At 72.0% G+C, this 20,658-nt stretch carries 17 protein-coding genes; 11 read left to right on the plus strand and 6 right to left on the minus strand.

The genetic code is table 11. From position 1 onward, the window contains the following. The first annotated feature begins 43 nt into the window (after window positions 1-43). The 3 genes from ABTX78_RS04495 (at window position 44) to ABTX78_RS04505 (ending at window position 4,618) form a co-directional block, all read left to right on the plus strand. Window positions 44-1,993, plus strand: a complete 1,950-nt coding sequence (locus tag ABTX78_RS04495; protein ID WP_352205322.1) for a protein phosphatase 2C domain-containing protein — start codon at window positions 44-46, stop codon at window positions 1,991-1,993. A 60-nt stretch (window positions 1,994-2,053) separates the two neighbouring features. Then, complete coding sequence (locus ABTX78_RS04500; RefSeq protein WP_352205323.1) at window positions 2,054-3,796, plus strand: pyruvate dehydrogenase; 1,743 nt, start codon at window positions 2,054-2,056, stop codon at window positions 3,794-3,796. A gap of 366 nt (window positions 3,797-4,162) precedes the next feature. Next, window positions 4,163-4,618 (plus strand): ATP-binding protein, encoded by a 456-nt coding sequence (locus ABTX78_RS04505; RefSeq protein WP_365939363.1) that lies wholly within the window; start codon window positions 4,163-4,165, stop codon window positions 4,616-4,618. 32 nt (window positions 4,619-4,650) lie between these two features. Here the strand turns inward: ABTX78_RS04505 and ABTX78_RS04510 are convergent, their stop codons facing one another. Together ABTX78_RS04510 and ABTX78_RS04515 are read right to left on the minus strand one after the other, a co-directional pair. Further along, window positions 4,651-5,745: a DUF2637 domain-containing protein gene (locus ABTX78_RS04510; protein ID WP_352205324.1), complete on the minus strand. Its 1,095-nt coding sequence runs from the start codon at window positions 5,743-5,745 to the stop codon at window positions 4,651-4,653. A gap of 210 nt (window positions 5,746-5,955) precedes the next feature. Continuing rightward, window positions 5,956-6,801: a (2Fe-2S)-binding protein gene (locus tag ABTX78_RS04515; RefSeq protein ID WP_352205325.1), complete on the minus strand. Its 846-nt coding sequence runs from the start codon at window positions 6,799-6,801 to the stop codon at window positions 5,956-5,958. 149 nt (window positions 6,802-6,950) lie between these two features. On the opposite strand from ABTX78_RS04515, the gene ABTX78_RS04520 reads away from it, so the two are divergent. Then, window positions 6,951-7,793 (plus strand): GntR family transcriptional regulator, encoded by an 843-nt coding sequence (locus tag ABTX78_RS04520; protein ID WP_502993761.1) that lies wholly within the window; start codon window positions 6,951-6,953, stop codon window positions 7,791-7,793. Window positions 7,794-7,920: 127 nt separating this feature from the next. Further along, entirely contained in the window at window positions 7,921-8,328 is a 408-nt protein-coding gene (locus ABTX78_RS04525; protein ID WP_352205326.1) for a hypothetical protein, read from the plus strand. A gap of 128 nt (window positions 8,329-8,456) precedes the next feature. Here the strand turns inward: ABTX78_RS04525 and ABTX78_RS04530 are convergent, their stop codons facing one another. From ABTX78_RS04530 to ABTX78_RS04540, 3 genes are all read right to left on the minus strand, one after another. Further along, window positions 8,457-8,972: a protein-tyrosine phosphatase family protein gene (locus tag ABTX78_RS04530; RefSeq protein WP_352205327.1), complete on the minus strand. Its 516-nt coding sequence runs from the start codon at window positions 8,970-8,972 to the stop codon at window positions 8,457-8,459. Between the two features lie 16 nt (window positions 8,973-8,988). Further along, window positions 8,989-9,783 carry a hypothetical protein gene (locus ABTX78_RS04535; protein ID WP_352205328.1) on the minus strand — a complete coding sequence of 265 codons (795 nt, stop codon included), beginning with the start codon at window positions 9,781-9,783 and terminating at the stop codon, window positions 8,989-8,991. Window positions 9,784-10,373: 590 nt separating this feature from the next. Further along, entirely contained in the window at window positions 10,374-12,086 is a 1,713-nt protein-coding gene (locus ABTX78_RS04540; protein ID WP_352205329.1) for a PucR family transcriptional regulator, read from the minus strand. Between the two features lie 275 nt (window positions 12,087-12,361). On the opposite strand from ABTX78_RS04540, the gene ABTX78_RS04545 reads away from it, so the two are divergent. From ABTX78_RS04545 to ABTX78_RS04570, 6 genes are all read left to right on the plus strand, one after another. After that, window positions 12,362-13,252, plus strand: coding sequence for an FAD binding domain-containing protein (locus ABTX78_RS04545; RefSeq protein WP_352205330.1), 891 nt, complete (start codon window positions 12,362-12,364; stop codon window positions 13,250-13,252). After that, a complete protein-coding gene (locus ABTX78_RS04550) occupies window positions 13,252-13,833 on the plus strand; it encodes a (2Fe-2S)-binding protein (RefSeq protein ID WP_352205331.1) in 582 nt (193 codons plus the stop codon). The genes ABTX78_RS04545 and ABTX78_RS04550 overlap by 1 nt, the downstream gene beginning before the upstream one ends. Before the next feature lie 5 nt (window positions 13,834-13,838). After that, the gene (locus ABTX78_RS04555; RefSeq protein WP_352205332.1) at window positions 13,839-16,223 is read left to right on the plus strand and encodes a xanthine dehydrogenase family protein molybdopterin-binding subunit; all 2,385 of its coding nucleotides are present in this window, start codon (window positions 13,839-13,841) and stop codon (window positions 16,221-16,223) included. Between the two features lie 206 nt (window positions 16,224-16,429). Next, window positions 16,430-17,908, plus strand: coding sequence for an NCS2 family permease (locus ABTX78_RS04560; protein ID WP_352205333.1), 1,479 nt, complete (start codon window positions 16,430-16,432; stop codon window positions 17,906-17,908). Between the two features lie 36 nt (window positions 17,909-17,944). Beyond that, a complete protein-coding gene (locus tag ABTX78_RS04565; RefSeq protein WP_352205334.1) occupies window positions 17,945-19,081 on the plus strand; it encodes an XdhC family protein in 1,137 nt (378 codons plus the stop codon). Between the two features lie 311 nt (window positions 19,082-19,392). Further along, the gene (locus ABTX78_RS04570; RefSeq protein WP_352205335.1) at window positions 19,393-19,767 is read left to right on the plus strand and encodes an RNHCP domain-containing protein; all 375 of its coding nucleotides are present in this window, start codon (window positions 19,393-19,395) and stop codon (window positions 19,765-19,767) included. 49 nt (window positions 19,768-19,816) lie between these two features. On the opposite strand, the gene ABTX78_RS04575 is transcribed toward ABTX78_RS04570, so the two are convergent. After that, window positions 19,817-20,554 carry a class I SAM-dependent methyltransferase gene (locus tag ABTX78_RS04575; protein WP_352205336.1) on the minus strand — a complete coding sequence of 246 codons (738 nt, stop codon included), beginning with the start codon at window positions 20,552-20,554 and terminating at the stop codon, window positions 19,817-19,819. Window positions 20,555-20,658 lie beyond the last annotated feature (104 nt).

Genomic DNA, 20,658 nt, shown 5'->3' on the forward strand with positions numbered 1-20,658 from the left:
GATGCCCCGTTTTCGCACCGCCCTGGCGGTGGACAATAAGGGCATGAGTCAGCAGGGGGAGAGGCCCACCACCGAGAACGACTGGTGGAACCGGCTGTACGACGAGTCCGCCCCGGACACCGGCCCGGCCACGAAGCCGGGCGACACGTTGGACGACCGGTTCGACTCGGCAGCGGAAGCGGTCTCCGCGCCCGGGCCTGCCGCCGATCAGCCGGACCGGCCGAAGGCGTGGTGGGAGACGGACCCGGCGGACACGCTGGAAGTCCCGGGCCTCCCGGAGGGCTTGGCCGCGCCGGCCCCGCCGTCGGGCGGCCCGTCCGGCGGCGGGACCTCGGACAGTCCGGACTGGCCGTTCACTGCCCCGGACCGGCAGGCGCCGCGGCCTCCCGCCCCCCGCCGGGCCGACGAACCCCGGGCGCCCGCCCGGCCGGTGGCCGACCGGCCCGGACCGGATCGGCCGGCCGCGGCACCCGAGTCCGGACCGCCGGACCGTCCCGACAGGCCGCCGGCGTCCACCGAGGACCGGTCAGCGGGGTCGGGGTTCGATCCGTACCGGCCGGGGGGCGCGACCTCCGGCCCGCCCCGGCCTGCGGACGAAACCGGGCCGGGCGTACCCGGTACGCCGCCTGTGCCTCCGTCACCGCCGCGCGGGCGTGCTCCATGGGAGCCGCCTGTCGTACTGGCGCAGCCGCAGTCCTCGCCGCCGGAGCCCCGGTACGCGCCTGGGCCCGAGGGGGAGGCCGAGCCGCCGGAGCCCCGGTACGCGCCCGCCGGTCAGGGGGAGGCCGAGCCACCCGAGCGCCGTTATACGCCTGCGGGCGAAAGGGAGGCCGAGCCACCCGAGCCCCGGTACGCGCCCCCGCCTCGGACGGAAACCGAGCCGCCTCAGTCCCAGCACGCTCCTGGGCCCGTCGCCGCCGAGGTTCCCGAGCCGCCCGCGCAGCCTCCCGTCGCCTCGCCGCGCCCCCGCGTCGGCCACGTCGGTGACGGCCCGCCCACCTACGACCCCGAGCCCACCGCCCTCCCCGCCGTCGGCCCCGAGGGACTCGACGACCTGGTCGCCGACACCGTGCTCGACGGCGCCCGATACGGCACGTACACCCTGCGCGCGGCGTCCGTGCGCGGGGACTCCGCCCGTTTCCGGGGCGAGCCGCGGCGCGACGCCCTGCTGACCGCGCGGTTCGGCAGCGGACCGGCCGCCCTGCTCCTCGTCGCCGTCGCCAGTGGGGCACGCGCGGCCGAGGGTGCCCATCTCGCCGCCGCCGACGCCTGTCGCTGGATCGGCGGAGCCGTCGGCCGCAGTCATGCCCGGCTGTCGGAGGACATCCGGGCGGGCCGGCGCGGCGACCTCAAATCCGGTCTGCACCGGCTCACCGACCGGAGCCTCGGCAAGCTCCGGGCCGGCGCCGGGGAGCGGGGCGTGCAGCCCGAGGACTACAGCGCCGGTCTGCGGTGCCTACTGCTCTCCGCCGACCCCGACTGCCGTACCCGCGTCTTCTTCGGCGTCGGCCCCGGCGGTCTCTTCCGGCTGCGCGACGGTGTGTGGCAGGACATCGAACCGCCCGTCCCCGAGCCGGCGGCCGTCACCGGCGCCCCTGTGGTCGGGTTCGGCTCCGCACCGGCCGGGGAAGGGAGGGACGGGCACCAGGGGAATCCGCTCGCCGGCATCCCCTCGGAGACTCCCGCAGGCGACCGGCTGACCATGGACCTCGGCATCCCGACGCCCCCGGCTCCATATGTGGAGGCACCACCGCCGCCGCCTCCCGAGCCGTTCCGCTTCCGTGCCTCCGTGGCCCGTCCGGGTGACGCGCTTCTGTTGTGCAGCCCGGGCCTCGCCGAGCCGCTGCGCGGCGAGCCCGCGCTCGCCGACGAACTGGCCGGACGCTGGGCATCCGCCGAGCCGCCGGGCCTCGCGACCTTTCTCGCCGACACCCAGCTGAGGGTGAAGGGCTATGCCGACGACCGTACGGCGGTCGCCGTCTGGGAGGCGTAACCGGCTGCGCCGTGGGTTGATGGACCTCCGGGCCGTCAAGCCGAGAAGGGTACGCAACCCATGGCCAAGCAGAACGTCGCGGAGCAGTGCGTCGACATCCTCGTCCGCGCCGGTGTGCAGCGCCTGTACGGAGTCGTCGGCGACAGCCTCAACCCTGTCGTCGACGCCGTCCGGCGGCACGACGGCATCGAGTGGATCCATGTGCGGCACGAGGAGACCGCCGCCTTCGCGGCGGGCGCCGAGGCACAGATCACCGGCAGGCTCGCGGCCTGCGCCGGCTCCAGCGGACCGGGCAGTCTGCATCTGATCAACGGGCTGTACGACGCCCATCGCTCGATGGCCCCGGTGCTCGCCATCGCCTCGCACATCCCCTCCGGCGAGATCGGACTCGGCTACTTCCAGGAGACCCACCCGGACCAGCTGTTCCGCGAGTGCAGCCACTACTGCGAGCTGATCTCCAACGCGCGGCAGATGCCCCGGCTGTTGCAGACCGCGATCCAGAACGCGATCGGACTCAGCGGCGTCAGCGTCGTGGCACTCCCCGGCGACATCGCGTCCCAGCCCGCCCCGGACAAGACGATCGAACACGCTCTCGTCACCACCTTGCCCTCCGTACGCCCCGGGGACGCCGAGATCGACAAGCTGGTCCGGATGATCGACGAGGCGGACCGGGTCACCCTCTTCTGCGGCAGCGGTACGGCGGGCGCGCACGGGGAGGTCATGGAGTTCGCGGAGCGCATCAAGTCCCCGGTCGGGCACGCCCTGCGCGGCAAGGAATGGATCCAGTACGACAATCCGTTCGACGTCGGCATGAGTGGACTGCTCGGCTACGGCGCCGCCTACGAGGCCACCCACGAGTGCGATCTGTTGATCCTGCTGGGCACCGACTTCCCGTACAACGCGTTCCTCCCCGACGACGTCAAGATCGCCCAGGTCGACGTCCGGCCGGAACATCTGGGCCGCCGCTCCAAACTGGACCTCGCGGTCTGGGGCGACGTGCGCGAGACGCTGCGCTGTCTGACGCCGCGGGTTCGGGCCAAGTCGGACCGCAGGTTCCTCGACAAGATGCTGAAGAAGCACGCCGACGCGCTGGAGGGCGTGGTCAAGGCGTACACCCGCAAGGTCGACAAGCACGTGCCCATCCACCCGGAGTACGTCGCTGCGGTGCTCGACGAACTCGCCGCCGATGACGCCGTGTTCACCGTCGACACCGGCATGTGCAATGTGTGGGCCGCGCGCTACCTCTCACCCAACGGCCGGCGCCGGATCATCGGCTCGTTCAGCCACGGCTCGATGGCGAACGCACTGCCCCAGGCGATCGGGGCGCAGTTCATCGACCGCGACCGCCAGGTCGTGTCGGTGTCCGGCGACGGCGGATTCTCCATGCTCATGGGCGACTTCCTCACCCTCGTCCAGTACGACCTGCCGGTGAAGGTCGTCCTGTTCAACAACTCCTCGCTCGGCATGGTGGAGTTGGAGATGCTGGTCGCCGGCCTGCCCTCGCACGGCACGACCAATGTGAACCCCGATTTCGCGGCCGTGGCCCGCGCGGCGGGAGCGTACGGTGTCCGGGTCGAGAAGCCGAAGCAGCTGGCAGGCGCCCTGAAGGACGCCTTCCGCCACAAGGGCCCGGCACTGGTGGACGTGGTCACCGACCCCAACGCCCTCTCGATCCCGCCGAAGATCAGCGCGGAGATGGTGACCGGGTTCGCCTTGTCGGCCAGCAAGATCGTGCTGGACGGCGGGGTCGGCCGGATGCTCCAGATGGCCCGCTCGAATCTGCGCAATGTGCCGAGGCCGTAGGGCCTGTTGCGGGATCGGCCCCGCACCCCTGACCGCGGTCCGGGGGAGGCACCGCCCCGGCCTCCCTCCGCCGCGGAGCTCGACCCCGCGCCGCTCTCCGTGGCGCCACGGTTCGGCCCGCCGTGACCGCTGCCGCGACCGCCGCCTTGACCGCCGCCTTGACCGCCCGGGCCCCAGCCCCTCGGACCGCGCGCCGACTGCGGCAATGGGCGTACCCCGCCTCCCACTTCTGTGTGCAAAGTCCGTCTCCTGGGAGTGCTTGACCCGACCGGATGAGTGGCGCGCCGTGGTCGGGGCAATGCTTTCCGTGAACACTTTCGAGGTCGTTCCGGAGTAAGGGGCTGTTCCGACGTGCGGGTGGGGATGATGAGTGGGCGTCAGGGAGGAGTTGGAGCCGGTGCGGGTGGGCACGGCGGCGAACCCGGGGCGGAGGAGGCGACGGGCGGGCTGCGGCGGCGATTAGGCTGCGCCGACCTCAGAGCGATCCCCGAAGTCCGGCGAGTGCTGCGGGAGTTGCTGCACCACTGGCACGGGTCCGACAGAGCGCATGTCGCGGAACTGCTGACGAGCGAGCTGGTGACCAACGCGCTGGTCCATACCGATCAGGGTGCCGTCGTGACGGCGACCGTGGCATCCACCACCCTCCGGGTGGAGGTGCGTGACTTCATGGCGGGGCTGCCCGTGCCGAGCGTCCCCGAAGCCCATCTCGGCACCCACGGCCGGGGCTTGATGCTGGTGCAGAGCCTCGCCGACGCCTGGGGCGTTCGGACGCACAGCATGGGCAAAGTGGTCTGGTTCGAGCTGCACGAAAGGCCGGCCTGAGGGTTCGGGCCGGCCTTCCGGGGTTGCGCCACTCAGCCGAACTGCTGCTCCAGATCCTTGAGTTTGCGCTCCAGCGAGTCCAGACGCGGCAGCGCCTGGGTGTCGTCCTCGGCAGTGAGGTCGACCGTGCGGGGCTCAGCGCCGTCCGCTCGGACGGCCTGGAGGGAGGGCCGGGAACGCAGCGGCAGCTGTCCCGGCTCTGCTATGGCAGGCTCCGCGACGGTCCCCGATCCGCCGGTGACGGCCGGTGCGGTGGCGGAGCCCGCTCCGAGCGCGGGTCCACCGGCCGCACCGAGGGCGGCCAGCTCCGGCTCGCGGCCGGTACGACTGCGGCCCCAGGCCCGGTGCTGCCGGTTGAACGCCCTGATGCGCGCCCGTTCCAGCTTCTCCCGGTCCCGCCTGCGGAGACGGTTCTGCTCCTTCTCGCGCCGGTCCTCGCGTACCTCTTCCACCGCCTCGTCCAGGGTGCGTACGCCTTCCAGCAGCATCAGTGACCAGGCGCCGAAGGTCTCCCGGGGGGCCCGCAGCCAGCGGACGATCCGGATCTGCGGCAGCGGGCGGGGCACCAGGCCCTGTTCGCGCAGCGCCGCCCGGCGGGTCTGCTTCAGCGCGCGGTCGAACAGGACCGCGGCCGAGAGCGACATGCCGGCGAAGAACTGCGGTGCGCCGGCATGGCCCAGACCCCGGGGTGCGTGGACCCAGTTGAACCAGGCCGCTGCGCCCGCGAAGGTCCACACCAGCAGCCGCGAGCCCAGGGCCGCGTCACCGTGGCTTGCCTCGCGCACGGCGAGGACGGAGCAGAACATGGCCGCTCCGTCGAGGCCGAAGGGGACGAGGTACTCCCAGCCCCCGGACAGGTTCAGATTCTGCTGGCCGAAGCCGACCAGTCCGTGGAAGGAGAGGGCGGCGGCCACCGCGGCGCAGCAGAACAGCAACACGTAGGAGGCGGTGCCGTACACGGCTTCCTTGCGCCGGCGGCGTTCCTCGCTGCGTTCCCAGGAGTCCTCGGTCGCAGCCTGCCCAGCGGCCCGCTTGCCGCGCGCGACGACCGCCACCGCGACCAGGACTCCCACCAGCATCACTCCGGCGGGAAGCAGCCAGTTCAGCGATATGTCGGTCAGTCTCATGTGCGGTGTCCCTTGCATCTGCATCGCGGTAGGGCGTTTCGGCCGCCATAGTGGCCGAAGTCCTGGCGACGGCAGAGGGTTTCGGGGCAAGAGAACGCCAACGGGGCCACACGGCGCACAGATAGGTGCGATTTGCTCGAACGGCCGTGTGGAGCGCATGAGTTGAGTTCGATTTAGTCCATCCGTACGGGTGGCGTGGCGGGCCCGGGGTCAGGCGTCGGCCAGCAGCCGGGTGATCCGGTCGGCGTCACAGGTGCGCGGACAGGTCCCGCACGTGTCCTCCGGACGCAGTGTGTAGAACAGGCAGCAGCTCGCCCGGTCCCGGGTCGGCAGCTCCTCACCCGCGGGCCCGGTGAGCACCCGGAAGCCGGGGGTGCCGACGTACGGCTTGGTGGTGCCCGGCAGCAGCAGGTCCAGTTCCGCCATGGCGCGCTGCTCCTCGCCGAACAGGCCGGCGATGTACCAGAGGCTCTCGACGACCTCGTCGGTCACCATGCCCCACAGGGCCCGCTTCCCGCGCCGCATGCGCGGTCCGAAGCCGTCCAGGACGGGTCCGAGGTGCTCGGCGACGGCGGCCCGCACTTCGTCGCGCAGGGCCTCCTCGTCCGGTACGACCCGGGCGCCGGGCAATGCTGCCGCCGGGTCCCCCGGCAGACAGGCGAACTCGGTCACCCGCACCGTCATCTGCCCCAGCGCCCGCTGGAAGGCCACGTGCTCGGGCGCCAGCCGGGGAACCCGGCGGTGCAGGAACCAGGGGACGGTGATCAGCAGGCAGGCGGGCCAGGCGTACCGGTGGAGTCCGAAGCTGGCGATCACGTCGGGCCGCGCCTGCTGTCCGTAGTCGCGCAGCACCTGGGCGTTGTCCCAGGCGAGGAAGGCCTCGAGAGGGGGCCCGCCGTGTGCGAGATCACTCGCGCCGACCCAGCCGCCGCCGACGGGCAGCTGTTCGCCGTCCTTCAGCACGCGCACGCGCAGCCCGGAGAATACCTCGCAGAGGCGCGCGTACGCGTCCTCGACGGGCGAGGCCAGGGCGGGCAGAAGTGCGGGAACGGCCATGCCGGGGACCACCGAATCACGATCGTTAGCAGGTAAGCCTTACCTTACCCGATGTGATCGATGTTTGAACTGGAGGCCGGTCCGCCTATGGTGCACCCGGGGCCCCGCCGTCGCAGGCCGGGCCCGGCCCCAGGCCGGAGGAGGACCGAGTGGAGCAGGCCCGAGCGCGCGACGCCGCGACCTCGCAGCCCCACGCCTCGGTGCGCATCCCCGGCCCGCAGGGACCGGAGGGCCGCCCCACGCCCTACGCCCCGCCCCGTGTCCCGGAACAGGCGCGCGGCGAGCACACCCACAGCGAGCCGCCGGCCCCGCACACCCGCAGCCAGCCACCGGCCCCGCCCATCAACAGCGAGCCGCCGGCCCCGCACATGGTCCGGCGACACTCCGTCCGCGGCCAGATCCTCGACGCGCTGCGCACCGCACTCGTCGACGGGGAACTGGTGCCCGGCACCGTGTACTCGGCCCCGGCCCTCGGCGAACGGTTCGGCGTCTCGGCCACCCCGGTCAGGGAGGCGATGCAGCAGCTGTCGGTCGAGGGCGCCGTCGAGGTCGTGCCCAACCGCGGGTTCCGCGTCATCGTCCGTACCCCCCGCGAACTCGCCGAACTGGCCGAGGTCCGCGCCCTGATCGAGATCCCCGTCATGCTGCGGCTGGCCCGTACGGTGCCCACCGCGCGCTGGTCCGAGCTGCGTCCGCTCGCGGACGCGACCGCCGCGGCGGCGGCCGTCGGCGACCGCGCGGTCTACGCGGACACGGACCGCGCCTTCCACCGCGCCCTCCTCTCCCTGTCGGGCAATCACCAGTTGGTGATGGTCGCCGAGGACCTCCACCGCCGCTCCCAGTGGCCACTGTCGACATCCCTGGTCAGCCGCCGGGCCGACCTGGTCGCGGACGCCGCGGAACACATGGCCCTTCTGGAGGCCCTGATCGCCCAGGACCTGACCGTGGTGCGGTCGCTGGTGCGGGAGCACTTCACGGGCGCGGACGGCTGACGGGCCGTCAGTTCCGCGGTGATGGGGATGCCTTCGCGGCCCCCGGTGCTCCCGGGGCGGAGGGGACTAAAGTGATGAGTGGTACCGCCCGCGCGCGGTCACGTCCTCAGCAACGGGGGGTTCATCCATGACCGCGGAGTCGTCGGAATCGCCGGACTCGAGTGAGCCGGGCAAGGCGAGTGAGTCGGGCAAGTCGAGCGAGTCGAGCGAGATGTCCGCGTCCTCGATACCCGACGACGCATGGGAGCGGTTCCAGCGGGAGAGCGAGGGCCCCGCGCGGCTGCGCGCGCCCAAGGAGCCGTCGGCGCGGGCCCGGATCGTGGCCGAGCGGCTGCGGCGGGTCGATGAGGAGGCCGCGCGGCAGGGCCTCGGCAAACGCCGGAGGGCGGAGCCCGACGCATGGCGGGCATGGGCCTCGCGGGATCGTGTGCACAAGCCTCGCAGCAGGGCCTGGGGACTGGTCTGGGTCGTGGTGGCGGTCGGGGTCACGCTGGTGATCATGAACCCCGGTCGTGCGCTGTCCTGGCTCTCGTGACCGTCCGCGCGTGAGTGTCCGCGCCTGGCCGTCCTTCTCGTGACGCTCCGACGGTCCGACGCCCGGTACGGTCCGACGCCCGCTATGGTCCGACGCCCGCTACGGTCCGCGGCTGTGCGGCCCGCGCGTCAGGACGGCGGTGGCTCCAGCCCGGTCAGCAGTGACGCCACGTCGAGACCCGTCAGCAGGTACTCCTCGAAGGCCCGGTTGTGCAGCGCCCACGGTGAGCGCCGCAGCCTGACCCGGTCGATCGCCCCGGGCGCGTCGTGGCCCAGCTCGATCAGTGTCTGCGCCGCCACCAGCCCCGACCGGTTGTAGCCGGAGTAGCAGCGCACCAGCACACGGCGCCGGCCACGGATCGCGTCGGCCGCCGCCTCCGCCACCCGGCGTACGCGGTCGATCTCCTCCGCGGTGAGCCAGTCGTCCGGGATCGGCACGACCCGGTGCTCCACGTCGGGGGACGGGCCGTGACCCTCACGGGTGTAGAGGCTGATCACCAGGTCGAACTCGCGCTCCACGACCACGTCCTGATGGTCGCGGCCGCCGTCCGCCCAGACATGGCCGCCCATCCACAGGCCTGTCGCGATCTCGTCCCACCGGGACCGCGGCTCCGGTACGTCCCCTTCCCGGCGGCGCGTCCTCACGGGGCGGACTGCCCGCTCACGCGGCGGTTTCCGGCCGGGCCGGGGACGACTGCGAGGGGATGTCGGCGGCCAGCTGACTCGCCAGCCACACCGGCACACCGCCCAGCAGCCGGAAAAGCCGTCCCGCCTCCGCCCGGAGCCGGGACGCCTCCGGTTCCGGCTCGCAGTCGGCGAGCGCGGCCAGCGTCGGGGCGGTACCGATCAGATACCCGAGCTCCTCACGGATCCGCAGCGACTCGGCGAAACCGTGCCGTGCCTCGGCCAACTCGCCCTCTCGCAGGGCGAGTCCGGCCTGATGGTGCCAGGTGAACGAGAGCAGCAGGGTGTCGCCCTGCGCGGTGGCGCCGTCGTGCGCGCGGCGGTACGCGGCGCGAGCGGCCTGCGGCGAGTCGGCGATGTGCTCGGCGACCAGCCCCCGGCGGAAGTCGAGCAGGGGCCGTCCCGGTGAGGTGGGCGCGAGCAGGGCGGCCGCGCGGCCGAGCGCGGAACGGGCCTCGTCCGCACGGTCGCGCACCCCGAGCCGGGTGGCCGCGTAAGCCAGCCTGCCGCGCTCGCAGGCGGCCCCACCGCGTTCCTCGTCGTCCCGGGCGACGGCCTCCGCGGTCCGCAGCGCGTCCTCCGCCTCGGCCCAGCCGTCGCTGGTGAACAGGCAGCGCTCGACGAGCAGTCCGGCACGTTCGAGCGCGGCCGCGGGGTCCGCGGCCCGCGGGGCGAGCAGAGCAGCCGCGTCGGTCCAACAGCCGCGCGAACGCAGCCGCCATACCGCGGTCTGGAGAGGATCGTCACCCGCAGTGGTTCCGTAACCAGACATGGCGGTATGCGCCACTATGCCCTCCCCGAGCACGCCATTGAGCTGTTGAGTAAGTCGCATCTCAGCATGGATGTGCACGCCGGGCCAAGAGGCTAGGTGAATGAATTCACAATCGCTCAGCGGTCGGTGGGATCGTGATATGCGCCGGGGTGGGGAGTGATCGCCCGGAGCGGGCGCGGCCGGGGTGGCTGCGGAGGTGGCCGCTGAGGCGTCAACCAGCTGGATCTTTCCCCGACCGCCACGAGTGATGCCGCCACGCGTCGCCGGGGTGACGGTCCGCCCCCTTCGAGGGGGTGCCACGGGTGTCGGCATCCGGCGGGGATAGCCGGCGGGGCGCGATTCGGCGGCGGAGCGGGGCGAGTTCCGCGTGGTCGGGTGCGCCCGGCCGTACGCCAGCGGGAAGCGTGGCCTCACGCCGAGCCGGAAGCCCGGCTGCGGGTCGAGCGGGGAGACGGCCGAGCCGGGACCGGACTCGCCGCAGGGGCGGTGCACACCACCCCGCCCACCCCCGCCGCGCGTACCGCGGCGCCAACTCCCGACGCGCGACGCTCCGTTCGCCCCACCCCCGAGGCGGGCCCGACGGTTCTCCCTCAGCTCATCCGCAGTGCCAGGAAGAAGTCCAGCTTGTCCTCCAGGCGCGACAGATCCCGGCCCGTCAGTTGCTCGATGCGGCCCACCCGGTACCGCAGCGTGTTCACATGCAGGTGGAGGCGGGTTGCGCAGCGGGTCCAGGAGCCGTCGCAGTCGAGGAACGCCTCCAGCGTCGGGATCAGTTCCGCGCGGTGGCGGCGGTCGTAGTCCCGCAGCGGGTCCAGCAGCCGGGCCGTGAACGCACGCCGTACGTCGTCCGGGACGAACGGCAGCAGCAGGACGTGCGACGCCAGCTCGTGATGGCCGGCCGCGCACACCCGGCCGGGACGTGCCGCCGCCACCCGGCGGGCGTGCCGGGCCTCCTCCAGGGCGCCGCGCAGGCCCTCCGCCGAGCTCACGGCCGCGCTGACGCCCAGCGTCAAGCGCCCGTCGTCCGCGAGGCCCGCCGACAGCGGATCGCGTACGGACGACAGCAGCGCGTCCGCGTACAGGCCCTCGTCGGTGGCCTTGGCATCCTGCGCCTCGGGGTCCGCGGGCACCGCGGGCAGCGGTACCAGGGCGATCGCCTCGTCACCCGTATGGGCCACCGCGATCCGGTCCGAGGAATCGGGTCCGGCGGCCGTGGGATCGACCAGGATCTCCTCCAGCAGGGACTGGGCGACCGGGCCGGCCTCGATCGCCGTGGCCGCCGAACCCGGCCGGCCCGTGGACTCCTGGTCCCAGTCCACCCGGGCCACCACGACCTGCCAGTGCGGTGCGGTGCCGAGGCCGGGCAGCAGCACGGGCGCGGCCACCCGCAGCCGTGCCGCGATCTCGGCGGGGGCGGCGCCCGTCTGGACGAGTTCCAGGACCTCCTGGGCGAGCCGTCGCCGTACCGTACGGGCCGCCTCCCGGCGGTCCCGCTCGACGGCGATCAGCTGGGTCACGCCCTGGAGCAGGTCCAGCCGGGCGGCGGGCCAGTCGCCCGCGTCGGCCTCCACGGCCAGCAGCCAGTCGGACAGGACGCTCTCGCGGACGTCCCGGGACGCGGGCGCGGCTCCGCGGCCCGTGTTCCGGATCGGGAAGAGCGAGTACGTCGTGCCGCCGAGCGTCGCCCGGTGCGGCCCACGGCGTCCCGTACGGGTCGCGGCCAGATGTTCACCCGCAAGGGTGGCGCTCACGGAAGGGGGGAGCTCGTCGCCCGCGCCGGCGATCTGGCGGCCGGTGGGGGAGAGGACCCAGGCGTGAAGGTCCAGGTCGGAGCCGAGCAGATCGAGGACGACCTCCGGTCCGCCGCCGGCCGGTCCGGAGGTCATCAGCCTTCTGTGCCTGTCGACGACTGCGGCGAGGTCGCCGGCCCGCTCGCCGGAGACCTGGCGGACGACATATTCGGTAATGGTTGCGAATGCAACGGACTCGTTGACTGCAAACAAGGGGAGGCGGTGGCGCGAACACGCCGCCGCCAGATCGTCCGGGATGTCGCCCATCTCGGCCTCGCCCGCCGCCAGCCCCGCGACCCCCGCGCCCGCGAGGATCCGTACGAACGGCTCCGAGTCCTCCGCGGAATGCCGCCATGCCAACCCGGTCAGCACCAGCTCGCCGCCCGAGAGATAGCGGCTCGGGTCCTTGAGGTCCGTCGTCATCACGCCGCGGACGCCGCGGTCGAGTTCGTCCTCGCCGCCGAGCAGCCGCAGCCCCAGCGCGTCGTTCTCCAGCAGTGCGCGCAGCCGCATCTCGTCGCCGCCGATCTGTCTCGTTGTTGCCGGTGGCCCGTGGCCACGGTTTCCAGGGGAAAACAGTGGGGTTACCGCACCCCGCCTTTCGTTCGAATCTACAAGACGTGACGGGCGACCAGCCAACTCCTTCATGGTTTCGGTGACTGCACCGACCGGAGCACGCCCTTGTGTACTGAGGCCACACCGCGTTAACAGCACGTGAATAACCAGTCGAGGGCCGACCGTCCCGGGCCCGCTGAGACGAACGACTTCGATTCAGAAGAGAGCCACTCATGGACTTCCTTCGCCCCGCCAGCTGGGAGGAGGCGCTCGCCGCCAAGGCAGAGCACCCCACCGCTGTACCCATCGCGGGTGGCACCGATGTGATGGTCGAGATCAACTTCGACCACCGCCGGCCCGAGTATCTCCTGGACCTGAACCGCATCGGTGAGCTGTGCGAGTGGGAGGTGGGCGAGGAGAACGTCCGCCTGGGCGCCTCCGTCCCGTACGCGCAGATCATGGAGCACCTGCGCTCCGAGCTGCCCGGGCTGGCCCTCGCCTCGCACACCGTGGCCTCCCCGCAGATCCGCAACCGCGGCGGCGTCGGCGGCAACCTCGGCACCGCCTCCCCGGCCGGCGACGCCCACCCGGCGCTGCTCGCCGCGGGCGCCGAGGTCGAGGTGGAGTCGGTACGCGGCAGCCGCCTGATCCCCATCGACGCCTTCTACACGGGTGTGAAGCGCAACGCGATGGCCGCGGACGAGCTGATCCGCGCCGTGCACATCAAGAAGGCCGACGGGCCGCAGCAGTACTCCAAGGTCGGCACCCGCAACGCGATGGTGATCGCGGTCTGCGCGTTCGGCCTGGCGCTGCACCCCGAGACCCGCACGGTCCGCACCGGCATCGGTTCGGCCGCGCCCACCCCGGTCCGGGCGACGGCGGCCGAGGAGTTCCTGAACGCCGCGCTCGAAGAGGGCGGCTTCTGGGACAGCAAGAAGATCATCACCCCGTCCGTCGCCAAGCAGTTCGCCCAGCTCGCCTCCGGCGCCTGCAACCCGATCGACGACGTTCGCGGCACCGCGAACTACCGCCGTCACGCCGTCGGGATCATGTCCCGCCGCACGCTCGGCTGGACCTGGGAGTCGTACCGCGGCAACGGCCGCAGCACTGAGGGAGTCGCATAATGCGCGTGAACTTCACGGTCAACGGCCGCAAGCAGGAGGCTGACGATGTGTGGGAGGGCGAGAGCCTTCTCTACGTCCTGCGCGAGCGCATGGGCCTGCCCGGCTCCAAGAACGCCTGTGAGCAGGGCGAGTGCGGTTCCTGCACGGTCCGCCTCGACGGTGTCCCGGTCTGCTCCTGTCTCGTCGCCGCCGGCCAGGTCGAGGGCCGCGAGGTCGTGACGGTCGAGGGCCTGGCCGACTTCGCCCAGCAGCGCTCCGCCGGCGGCTGCGCGACCGGCGCCTGTGGGACGACCCTCCAGGACGCCCGTCAGTGGAGCGCCCAGGGCACCGACTCGCAGACCGGCGAGGGCACCGAGCTCTCGCCCATCCAGCAGGCGTTCATCGACGCCGGCGCCGTGCAGTGCGGTTTCTGCACCCCCGGTCTGCTGGTCGCCGCCGACGAGCTGCTGGAGCGCAACGCCGAGCCGTCCGACGCGGACATCCGCGAGGCGCTCTCCGGCAACCTCTGCCGCTGCACCGGTTACGAGAAGATCCTCGACGCGGTACGCCTCGCTGCGGCCCGCCAGGAAGAGGCGGTCTGACAGCCATGGCCACGACTGGTACCCCCACGAACCTCACCCAGGGCTCCAAGACCAAGGGCGGCATCGGCGAGTCGACGCTCCGTCCCGACGGCACCCTCAAGGTCACCGGAGAGTTCGCGTACTCCTCCGACATGTGGCACGAGGACATGCTCTGGGGCCACACCCTGCGCTCCACCGTGGCGCACGCCGAGATCCGGTCGATCGACGTCTCCGAGGCGCTCGCGATGTCCGGCGTCTACGCCGTGCTGACCCACGACGACCTGCCCACCGAGGTGAAGAACTACGGCCTGGAGATCCAGGACACCCCGGTGCTCGCCCACGGCAAGGTCCGCCACCACGGCGAACCGGTGGCCATCGTCGCCGCCGACCACCCGGAGACCGCACGCCGCGCGGCCGCCAAGATCAAGATCGACTACGCCGAGCTGCCGCTCATCACCGATGAGGCGTCGGCGACCGCTCCGGACGCGATCCTGGTCCACGAGAACCGCGACGACCACCACATCGGTCATGTGCCGCACCCGAACATCGTGCACCGCCAGCCCATCGTCCGCGGCGACGCCGACGAGGCCGCGACGCGCGCCGATGTGATCGTCAGGGGCGAGTACACCTTCGGCATGCAGGACCAGGCCTTCCTCGGCCCCGAGTCCGGCCTCGCGGTCCCGTCCGAGGACGGCGGCGTCGAGCTGTACGTCGCGACCCAGTGGCTGCACTCCGACCTCCGCCAGATCGCACCCGTACTCGGCCTGCCCGAGGAGAAGGTGCGGATGACGCTCTCCGGTGTCGGCGGCGCGTTCGGCGGCCGCGAGGACCTGTCGATGCAGATCCACGCCTGCCTGCTGGCGCTGCGCACCGGCAAGCCGGTCAAGATCGTCTACAACCGGTTCGAGTCGTTCTTCGGCCACGTCCACCGGCATCCGGCGAAGCTCTACTACGAGCACGGCGCCACCAAGGACGGCAAGCTCACGCACATGAAGTGCAAGATCGTCCTGGACGGCGGCGCCTACGCCTCCGCCTCCCCGGCGGTCGTCGGCAACGCCTCCTCCCTCTCCGTCGGCCCCTACGTCATCGAGGACGTCGACATCGAGGCCATCGCCCTCTACTCCAACAACCCACCCTGCGGCGCGATGCGCGGCTTCGGCGCGGTCCAGGCGTGCTTCGCCTACGAGGCGCAGATGGACAAGCTCGCCGCGAAACTGGACATGGACCCGGTGGAGTTCCGGCAGCTCAACGCCATGGAGCAGGGCACCCTCCTGCCGACCGGCCAGGTGGTCGACTCACCCGCCCCGGTGGCCGAGCTGCTGCGCCGGGTCAAGGCCAGGCCGCTCCCGCCCGAGCAGCAGTGGCTCGCGGCCGGTGAGCAGGCCGACGTCCGCGCGCTGCCCGGTGGTCTGTCCAACACCACCCACGGCGAGGGCGTCGTCCGCGGCGTCGGCTACGCGGTCGGCATCAAGAACGTCGGCTTCTCCGAGGGCTTCGACGACTACTCCACCGCCCGGGTGCGCATGGAGGTCGTGGGCGGCGAGCCCGTCGTGACCGTGCACACCGCCATGGCGGAGGTCGGCCAGGGCGGTGTCACCGTCCACGCGCAGATCGCCCGCACCGAACTCGGCGTCACCCAGGTGACCATCCAGCCGGCCGACACCCAGGTCGGCTCCGCCGGATCGACGTCCGCGTCCCGCCAGACCTACGTCACCGGCGGCGCGGTCAAGAACACCTGCGAGAACGTCCGCGAGAAGGTCCTCGAGATCGGCCGCCGCAAGTTCGGCTCCTACCACCCCGCCTGGGCCACCGCCGAGCTGCTGCTCGAAGGCGGCAAGGTCGTCACCGACGGCGGCGAGGTCCTCGCCGACCTGGTGGACGTCCTGGAGGGCGAGGCGGTCGACCTGGAGCTCGAATGGCGCCACCGGCCCACCGAGGCCTTCGACCTGCGCACCGGCCAGGGCAACGGCCACGTCCAGTACTCCTTCGCCGCGCACCGCGCGGTCGTCGAGGTCGACACCGAGCTCGGGCTCGTCAAGGTCGTCGAACTCGCGGTCGCCCAGGACGTCGGCAAGGCGCTCAACCCGCTGTCCGTCGTCGGCCAGATCCAGGGGGGAACCACCCAGGGACTGGGCGTCGCGGTCATGGAGGAGATCATCGTCGATCCGAAGACCGCGAAGGTGCGCAACCCCTCCTTCACGGACTATCTGATCCCCACCATCCTCGACACGCCGACCATCCCCGTCGATGTGCTCGAACTCGCCGACGACCACGCGCCGTACGGGCTGCGTGGTATCGGCGAGGCCCCGACCCTGTCGTCCACCCCGGCCGTCCTCGCGGCGATCCGGAACGCGACGGGTCTCGAACTCAACAGGACGCCGGTACGTCCCGAGCACCTCACCGGTACCTGAGAGCCAGCCCTCCGGGCGGTACGTCCAGGGAACGTCACACTTCCACCGCGTACCGCCCGGAGCACCGGAGCACCGCACCGCTCGCGGCCGTTCCCCCACCGTTCGTCTCGGGCCGTCCCCCGGGTCGTGCAGCCCACGCAGTCATCCCAAATCCCGCAATCTCCGTCTCCATGCGGGTGCCCCTGTGAACCTTGGGAGTAGGCATCATGACCCAGCAGTCCCTTGAGCCGAAGACATCGGAGGACGCCGGAGCCGGTACGCTCCAGCCCGCCGGACGCTCTTGGCTCGACCGTTACTTCCACATATCCCGGCGGGGATCGACCGTCGGCCGGGAGGTGCGCGGCGGCATCACCACCTTCATGGCGATGGCGTACATCATCCTTCTCAACCCGGTGATCCTCTCGGTGCCCGACGCGACCGGACAACGGCTCGACGGCGACCAGCTCACCACCGCCACCGTCTTCGCCGCGGCGGCCACCACCATCGTGATGGGCTTCATCGGCAATGTGCCGCTGGCCCTCGCCGCGGGACTCAGCGTCTCCGCCGTCATGGCGTTCCAGGTCGCCCCGGAGATGACCTGGGGCAACGCGATGGCCATGTGTGTCATCTACGGCCTCGTGATCGTCCTGCTGGTCGTCACCGGCCTGCGTGAACTGATCATGAACGCGATCCCGTTGGCGCTCAAGCACGCCATCACCATGGGCATCGGCCTGTTCGTCTGCCTCATCGGCCTCGTCCAGGCGGGCTTCGTCACCTCGATGCCCGGAGACGGAGGCATCGCCGGCGCCAAGCCCATCCAGCTCGGTACCAGTGACATGCTGACCGGCTGGCCGGTGCTCTGCTTCGCCGTCACGGTCCTGCTGATCTTCCTGCTCCAGGTGCGCAAGGTGCCCGGCGCGATCCTCATCGGCATCATCGGCGGTACCGTCTTCGCCGCCGTCGTCCACCAGTTCGCCGGACTCGACAAGCAGGCCTGGGGCGGACTGAACGCCCCCGAGCTCACCGGCTCCATCGTGAGCACCCCCGACTTCGGCCTCTTCGGCCAGGTCTCGTTCGACGGCATCGGCAGCGTCGGCGGCATCACGGTCGGCGTCATCGTCTTCACCCTCGTGCTCGCCGGCTTCTTCGACGCGATGGGCACCATCATCGGCATCGGCCAGCAGGCCAACCTCGCCGACGACAAGGGCAAGATGCCGGGCCTCAACAAGGCCCTGGCCGTCGACGGTGCGGGCGGCGCGATCGGCGGCCTCGCCGGCGCCTCGGGCCAGACCGTGTTCGTCGAGTCCACCGCCGGTGTCGGTGACGGTGCGCGCACCGGATTCGCCAGCGTGATCACCGGCCTCGCCTTCACGCTCTGCCTCTTCTTCACCCCGCTCGCCCAGCTGATCCCGACCCAGGTCGCCGCCGCCGCGCTCGTCGTCATCGGATCGATGATGCTCGCGAACGCCAAGCACATCGACTGGAACGACCAGGCGACCGCCATCCCGGTCTTCCTGACCACCGTCCTGATGCCCTTCACCTACTCGATCACCGCGGGCATCGCGGCCGGCGTCATCGCCCACGTCCTCATCAAGGCCGTCCAGGGCCGCGCCCGCGACATCGGCTGGCTGATGTGGGTGCTGGCGGTCGTCTTCCTTGCCTACTTCGCCCTTCACCCGATCGAGGGCTGGCTAGGAGTGAAGTAACTCCCGCCGCCCGTCACACACTTCGAGGAGACCGACATGCTGGACATCGCCGACGAGCTCAACCGGTGGGTCGAGCAGGGCCGTGAGTTCGCCGTCGCCACCGTGGTGGCGGTCGGCGGCAGCGCGCCCCGGCAGCCGGGAGCCGCCCTCGCCGTCGACAGCGAGGGCACGGCGATCGGCTCGGTCTCGGGCGGGTGTGTGGAGGGCGCGGTGTACGACCTGTGCCGACAGGCGCTGGAGAACGGCGAAAGCGTCCTCGAACGCTTCGGCTACAGCGACGACGATGCCTTCGCCGTGGGTCTGACCTGCGGCGGGGTCATCGACATCCTCGTCACCCCGGTACGCGGCGACATCATCCCGGCGGCGCTCGCGGCCGCCGCGTCGGGTGAGGCGGCCGCCCTCGCCAGGATCACCGACGGCCCGGCCCACCTGCTCGGCCGCGCGCTGCTCGTGCGCCCCGACGGCTCCCGCGAGGGCAGCCTCGGCGGCCACCCCGAACTGGACCGTACGGCCGCGGCGGAGGCGGGCGCGCTGCTGGACGCCGGCCGCACCGGCACGGTCACCATCGGCGCCGACGGCAGCCGCTGCGGCCGTCCGCTGACGCTGCTCGTCGAGTCGAGCGTCCCCGCCCCGCGCATGATCGTTTTCGGCGCGATCGACTTCGCCTCGGCGCTGGTACGGATGGGCAAGTTCCTCGGCTATCACGTGACGGTCTGTGACGCACGGCCCGTCTTCGCGACCCGGACCCGGTTTCCGGAGGCGGACGAGATCGTCGTCGACTGGCCGCACCGCTACCTGGAGTCGACGGAGGTCGACTCCCGTACGGTCCTGTGCGTCCTGACCCACGACGCCAAGTTCGACGTGCCGCTCCTCCAACTCGCCCTCGCCCTCCCGGTCGCCTACATCGGCGCGATGGGCTCCCGCCGCACCCACCAGGACCGCAACAGGCGCCTGCGCGAGGTGGGCGTCAGCGAACTCGAACTGGCCCGCCTGCGCAGCCCGATCGGCCTGGACCTCGGGGCCCGTACCCCGGAGGAGACGGCCCTGTCGATCGCCGCGGAGATCGTCGCCCACCGCCGCGGCGGCAGCGGCGTCTCGCTCACCGGTGCCCACACGCCGATCCACCACGACGGCACGGACCGCACGGCGGGGCGCATCGGGTCGGTCGCCTGACCCGCCGGCCCTGCCGGCCCGGCAGCGGCACCTTGCGCGGACCGACGCCCCGGCGGGCCACGGCGGCCCCACCGGCGGGGAAGCCGCCCGCCGCCCGCCGGGAATTCGGTTGCCGAACGCCCGCACGGCACGGTCTCATCAGGGGGACGACTCGACGACTCAGAGGTGGTGCGTGTATGCCCAGGGCCCGGTGGAAGCGTTCTCGCGATCGGGGAAGGCCTCCCACCCCCGTGGTGTGAACTCCCCGGATGCGAGACGACATCGACCGCTGTCGCCCTGTCCCACGCATCACACCAGGAGTCGTGTCCACGATGTCACGCAACACCTCCCGGCGCGCTCGCACCGAGGCGCGCGCCGAGTCCTTCCGCTGTCTGCAGTGCGGTCTCGACGTTCCGATGACCGCTGCCGGCACCGGCCACCGCAATCACTGCCCGAACTGCCTGTGGAGCCGTCACCTCGACGACACCCCCGGCGACCGGGCGGCGGACTGCGGCGCCCGGATGGAACCCCTCGCCATCTCCGTACGCGGGGGCGGTGAATGGGTGCTCGTCCACCGCTGCACCCACTGCGGTGTGCTCCACGCCAACCGGACGGCGGGCGACGACAACGCCCTGCCGCTGACCCGCCTCGCGGTCCGGCCGCTGGCGCAGCCGCCGTTCCCGCTGGAGCGTCTGACCGCGCTGTGACGACGCGTCGTGCGTCCCGGGTTTCCGGACCCGGGACGCACGGCCCGTGTCAGCCGCCCTTGGTCGCCACCACCAGCCGGCAGCGCGGGCTGCCGTCCGTCAGACGTCCCAGCTCGTCCAGCGGCTGCAACTCCACCGTGAACCCCGCCCGGGTCAGCTCGTCCTGCACCTCGACGAGGCGGAAGGTGCGGTAGTACATGACGAACTCCGGCTTCCACACCAGGTTCCGTACCCGCATCACCGCGTCGAAGCCCCACAGGGTCCAGTACTGCCGCGAGCCCACCCGCGCGGGCGCCGGGAGCGGGAAGACGAATTGGCCACCGGGCCGCAGCGACCGGTGGACCTGGGTGAACAGCGCCGGGAGTTCACGCGGCAGAAAGTGTCCGAACGCGCCGAAACTCACCGCCAGGTCGAAGACCGGGGCGAAGGGAAGAGCGCGGGCGTCCGCGCGGACCCAGTGCACCGACGGTCCCTGCGAGGTGCCCTGCTCCGGCAGGACCGACCGTGCGTGGGCGAGCATGCCCGCACTGAAGTCGACGCCCGTGACCTGCTCCTCGCACACCTGCCGCAGTACGCCGACGCCCGCGCCGGTGCCGCAGCAGACGTCGAGCCCCGAGCGGAAGGGGCCGAGGGCCCGCACCGCGCGGGCCACCGGTTCCAGTACGCGGTCCGGTGTGCGGAAGGGTGTCCTGTCGAACTTGGGAGCCAGCAGGTCGTAGCCGTGCTCGACCGACGAGAGAGCCTGGACGGCCAGCTCGCGAAGGGTGGGGCCCGATGGGGTGAACATCACCTTCACAGTAGTGCCCCACGCGCCCCGGGGGGTTGAACATCACCACTCCACGATCCGTATTCGGAGAGGGTCCCCGCGCATCGTGAGGGCCACAGGCAGGC

The sequence above is a fragment of the Streptomyces sp. NPDC096193 genome (genome assembly GCF_040302905.1).
In the GTDB taxonomy this organism is placed as follows: domain Bacteria; phylum Actinomycetota; class Actinomycetes; order Streptomycetales; family Streptomycetaceae; genus Streptomyces.

Coding starts and splice junctions, on each gene's coding strand:
- ABTX78_RS04495 (WP_352205322.1), top strand. CDS start 44: ATGAGTCAGCAGGGGGAGAGGCCCACCACCGAGAACGACTGGTGGAAC.
- ABTX78_RS04500 (WP_352205323.1), top strand. CDS start 2,054: ATGGCCAAGCAGAACGTCGCGGAGCAGTGCGTCGACATCCTCGTCCGC.
- ABTX78_RS04505 (WP_365939363.1), top strand. CDS start 4,163: ATGAGTGGGCGTCAGGGAGGAGTTGGAGCCGGTGCGGGTGGGCACGGC.
- ABTX78_RS04510 (WP_352205324.1), bottom strand. CDS start 5,745: ATGAGACTGACCGACATATCGCTGAACTGGCTGCTTCCCGCCGGAGTG.
- ABTX78_RS04515 (WP_352205325.1), bottom strand. CDS start 6,801: ATGGCCGTTCCCGCACTTCTGCCCGCCCTGGCCTCGCCCGTCGAGGAC.
- ABTX78_RS04525 (WP_352205326.1), top strand. CDS start 7,921: ATGACCGCGGAGTCGTCGGAATCGCCGGACTCGAGTGAGCCGGGCAAG.
- ABTX78_RS04535 (WP_352205328.1), bottom strand. CDS start 9,783: ATGTCTGGTTACGGAACCACTGCGGGTGACGATCCTCTCCAGACCGCG.
- ABTX78_RS04540 (WP_352205329.1), bottom strand. CDS start 12,086: ATGCGGCTGCGCGCACTGCTGGAGAACGACGCGCTGGGGCTGCGGCTG.
- ABTX78_RS04545 (WP_352205330.1), top strand. CDS start 12,362: ATGGACTTCCTTCGCCCCGCCAGCTGGGAGGAGGCGCTCGCCGCCAAG.
- ABTX78_RS04550 (WP_352205331.1), top strand. CDS start 13,252: ATGCGCGTGAACTTCACGGTCAACGGCCGCAAGCAGGAGGCTGACGAT.
- ABTX78_RS04555 (WP_352205332.1), top strand. CDS start 13,839: ATGGCCACGACTGGTACCCCCACGAACCTCACCCAGGGCTCCAAGACC.
- ABTX78_RS04560 (WP_352205333.1), top strand. CDS start 16,430: ATGACCCAGCAGTCCCTTGAGCCGAAGACATCGGAGGACGCCGGAGCC.
- ABTX78_RS04565 (WP_352205334.1), top strand. CDS start 17,945: ATGCTGGACATCGCCGACGAGCTCAACCGGTGGGTCGAGCAGGGCCGT.
- ABTX78_RS04570 (WP_352205335.1), top strand. CDS start 19,393: ATGTCACGCAACACCTCCCGGCGCGCTCGCACCGAGGCGCGCGCCGAG.
- ABTX78_RS04575 (WP_352205336.1), bottom strand. CDS start 20,554: ATGTTCACCCCATCGGGCCCCACCCTTCGCGAGCTGGCCGTCCAGGCT.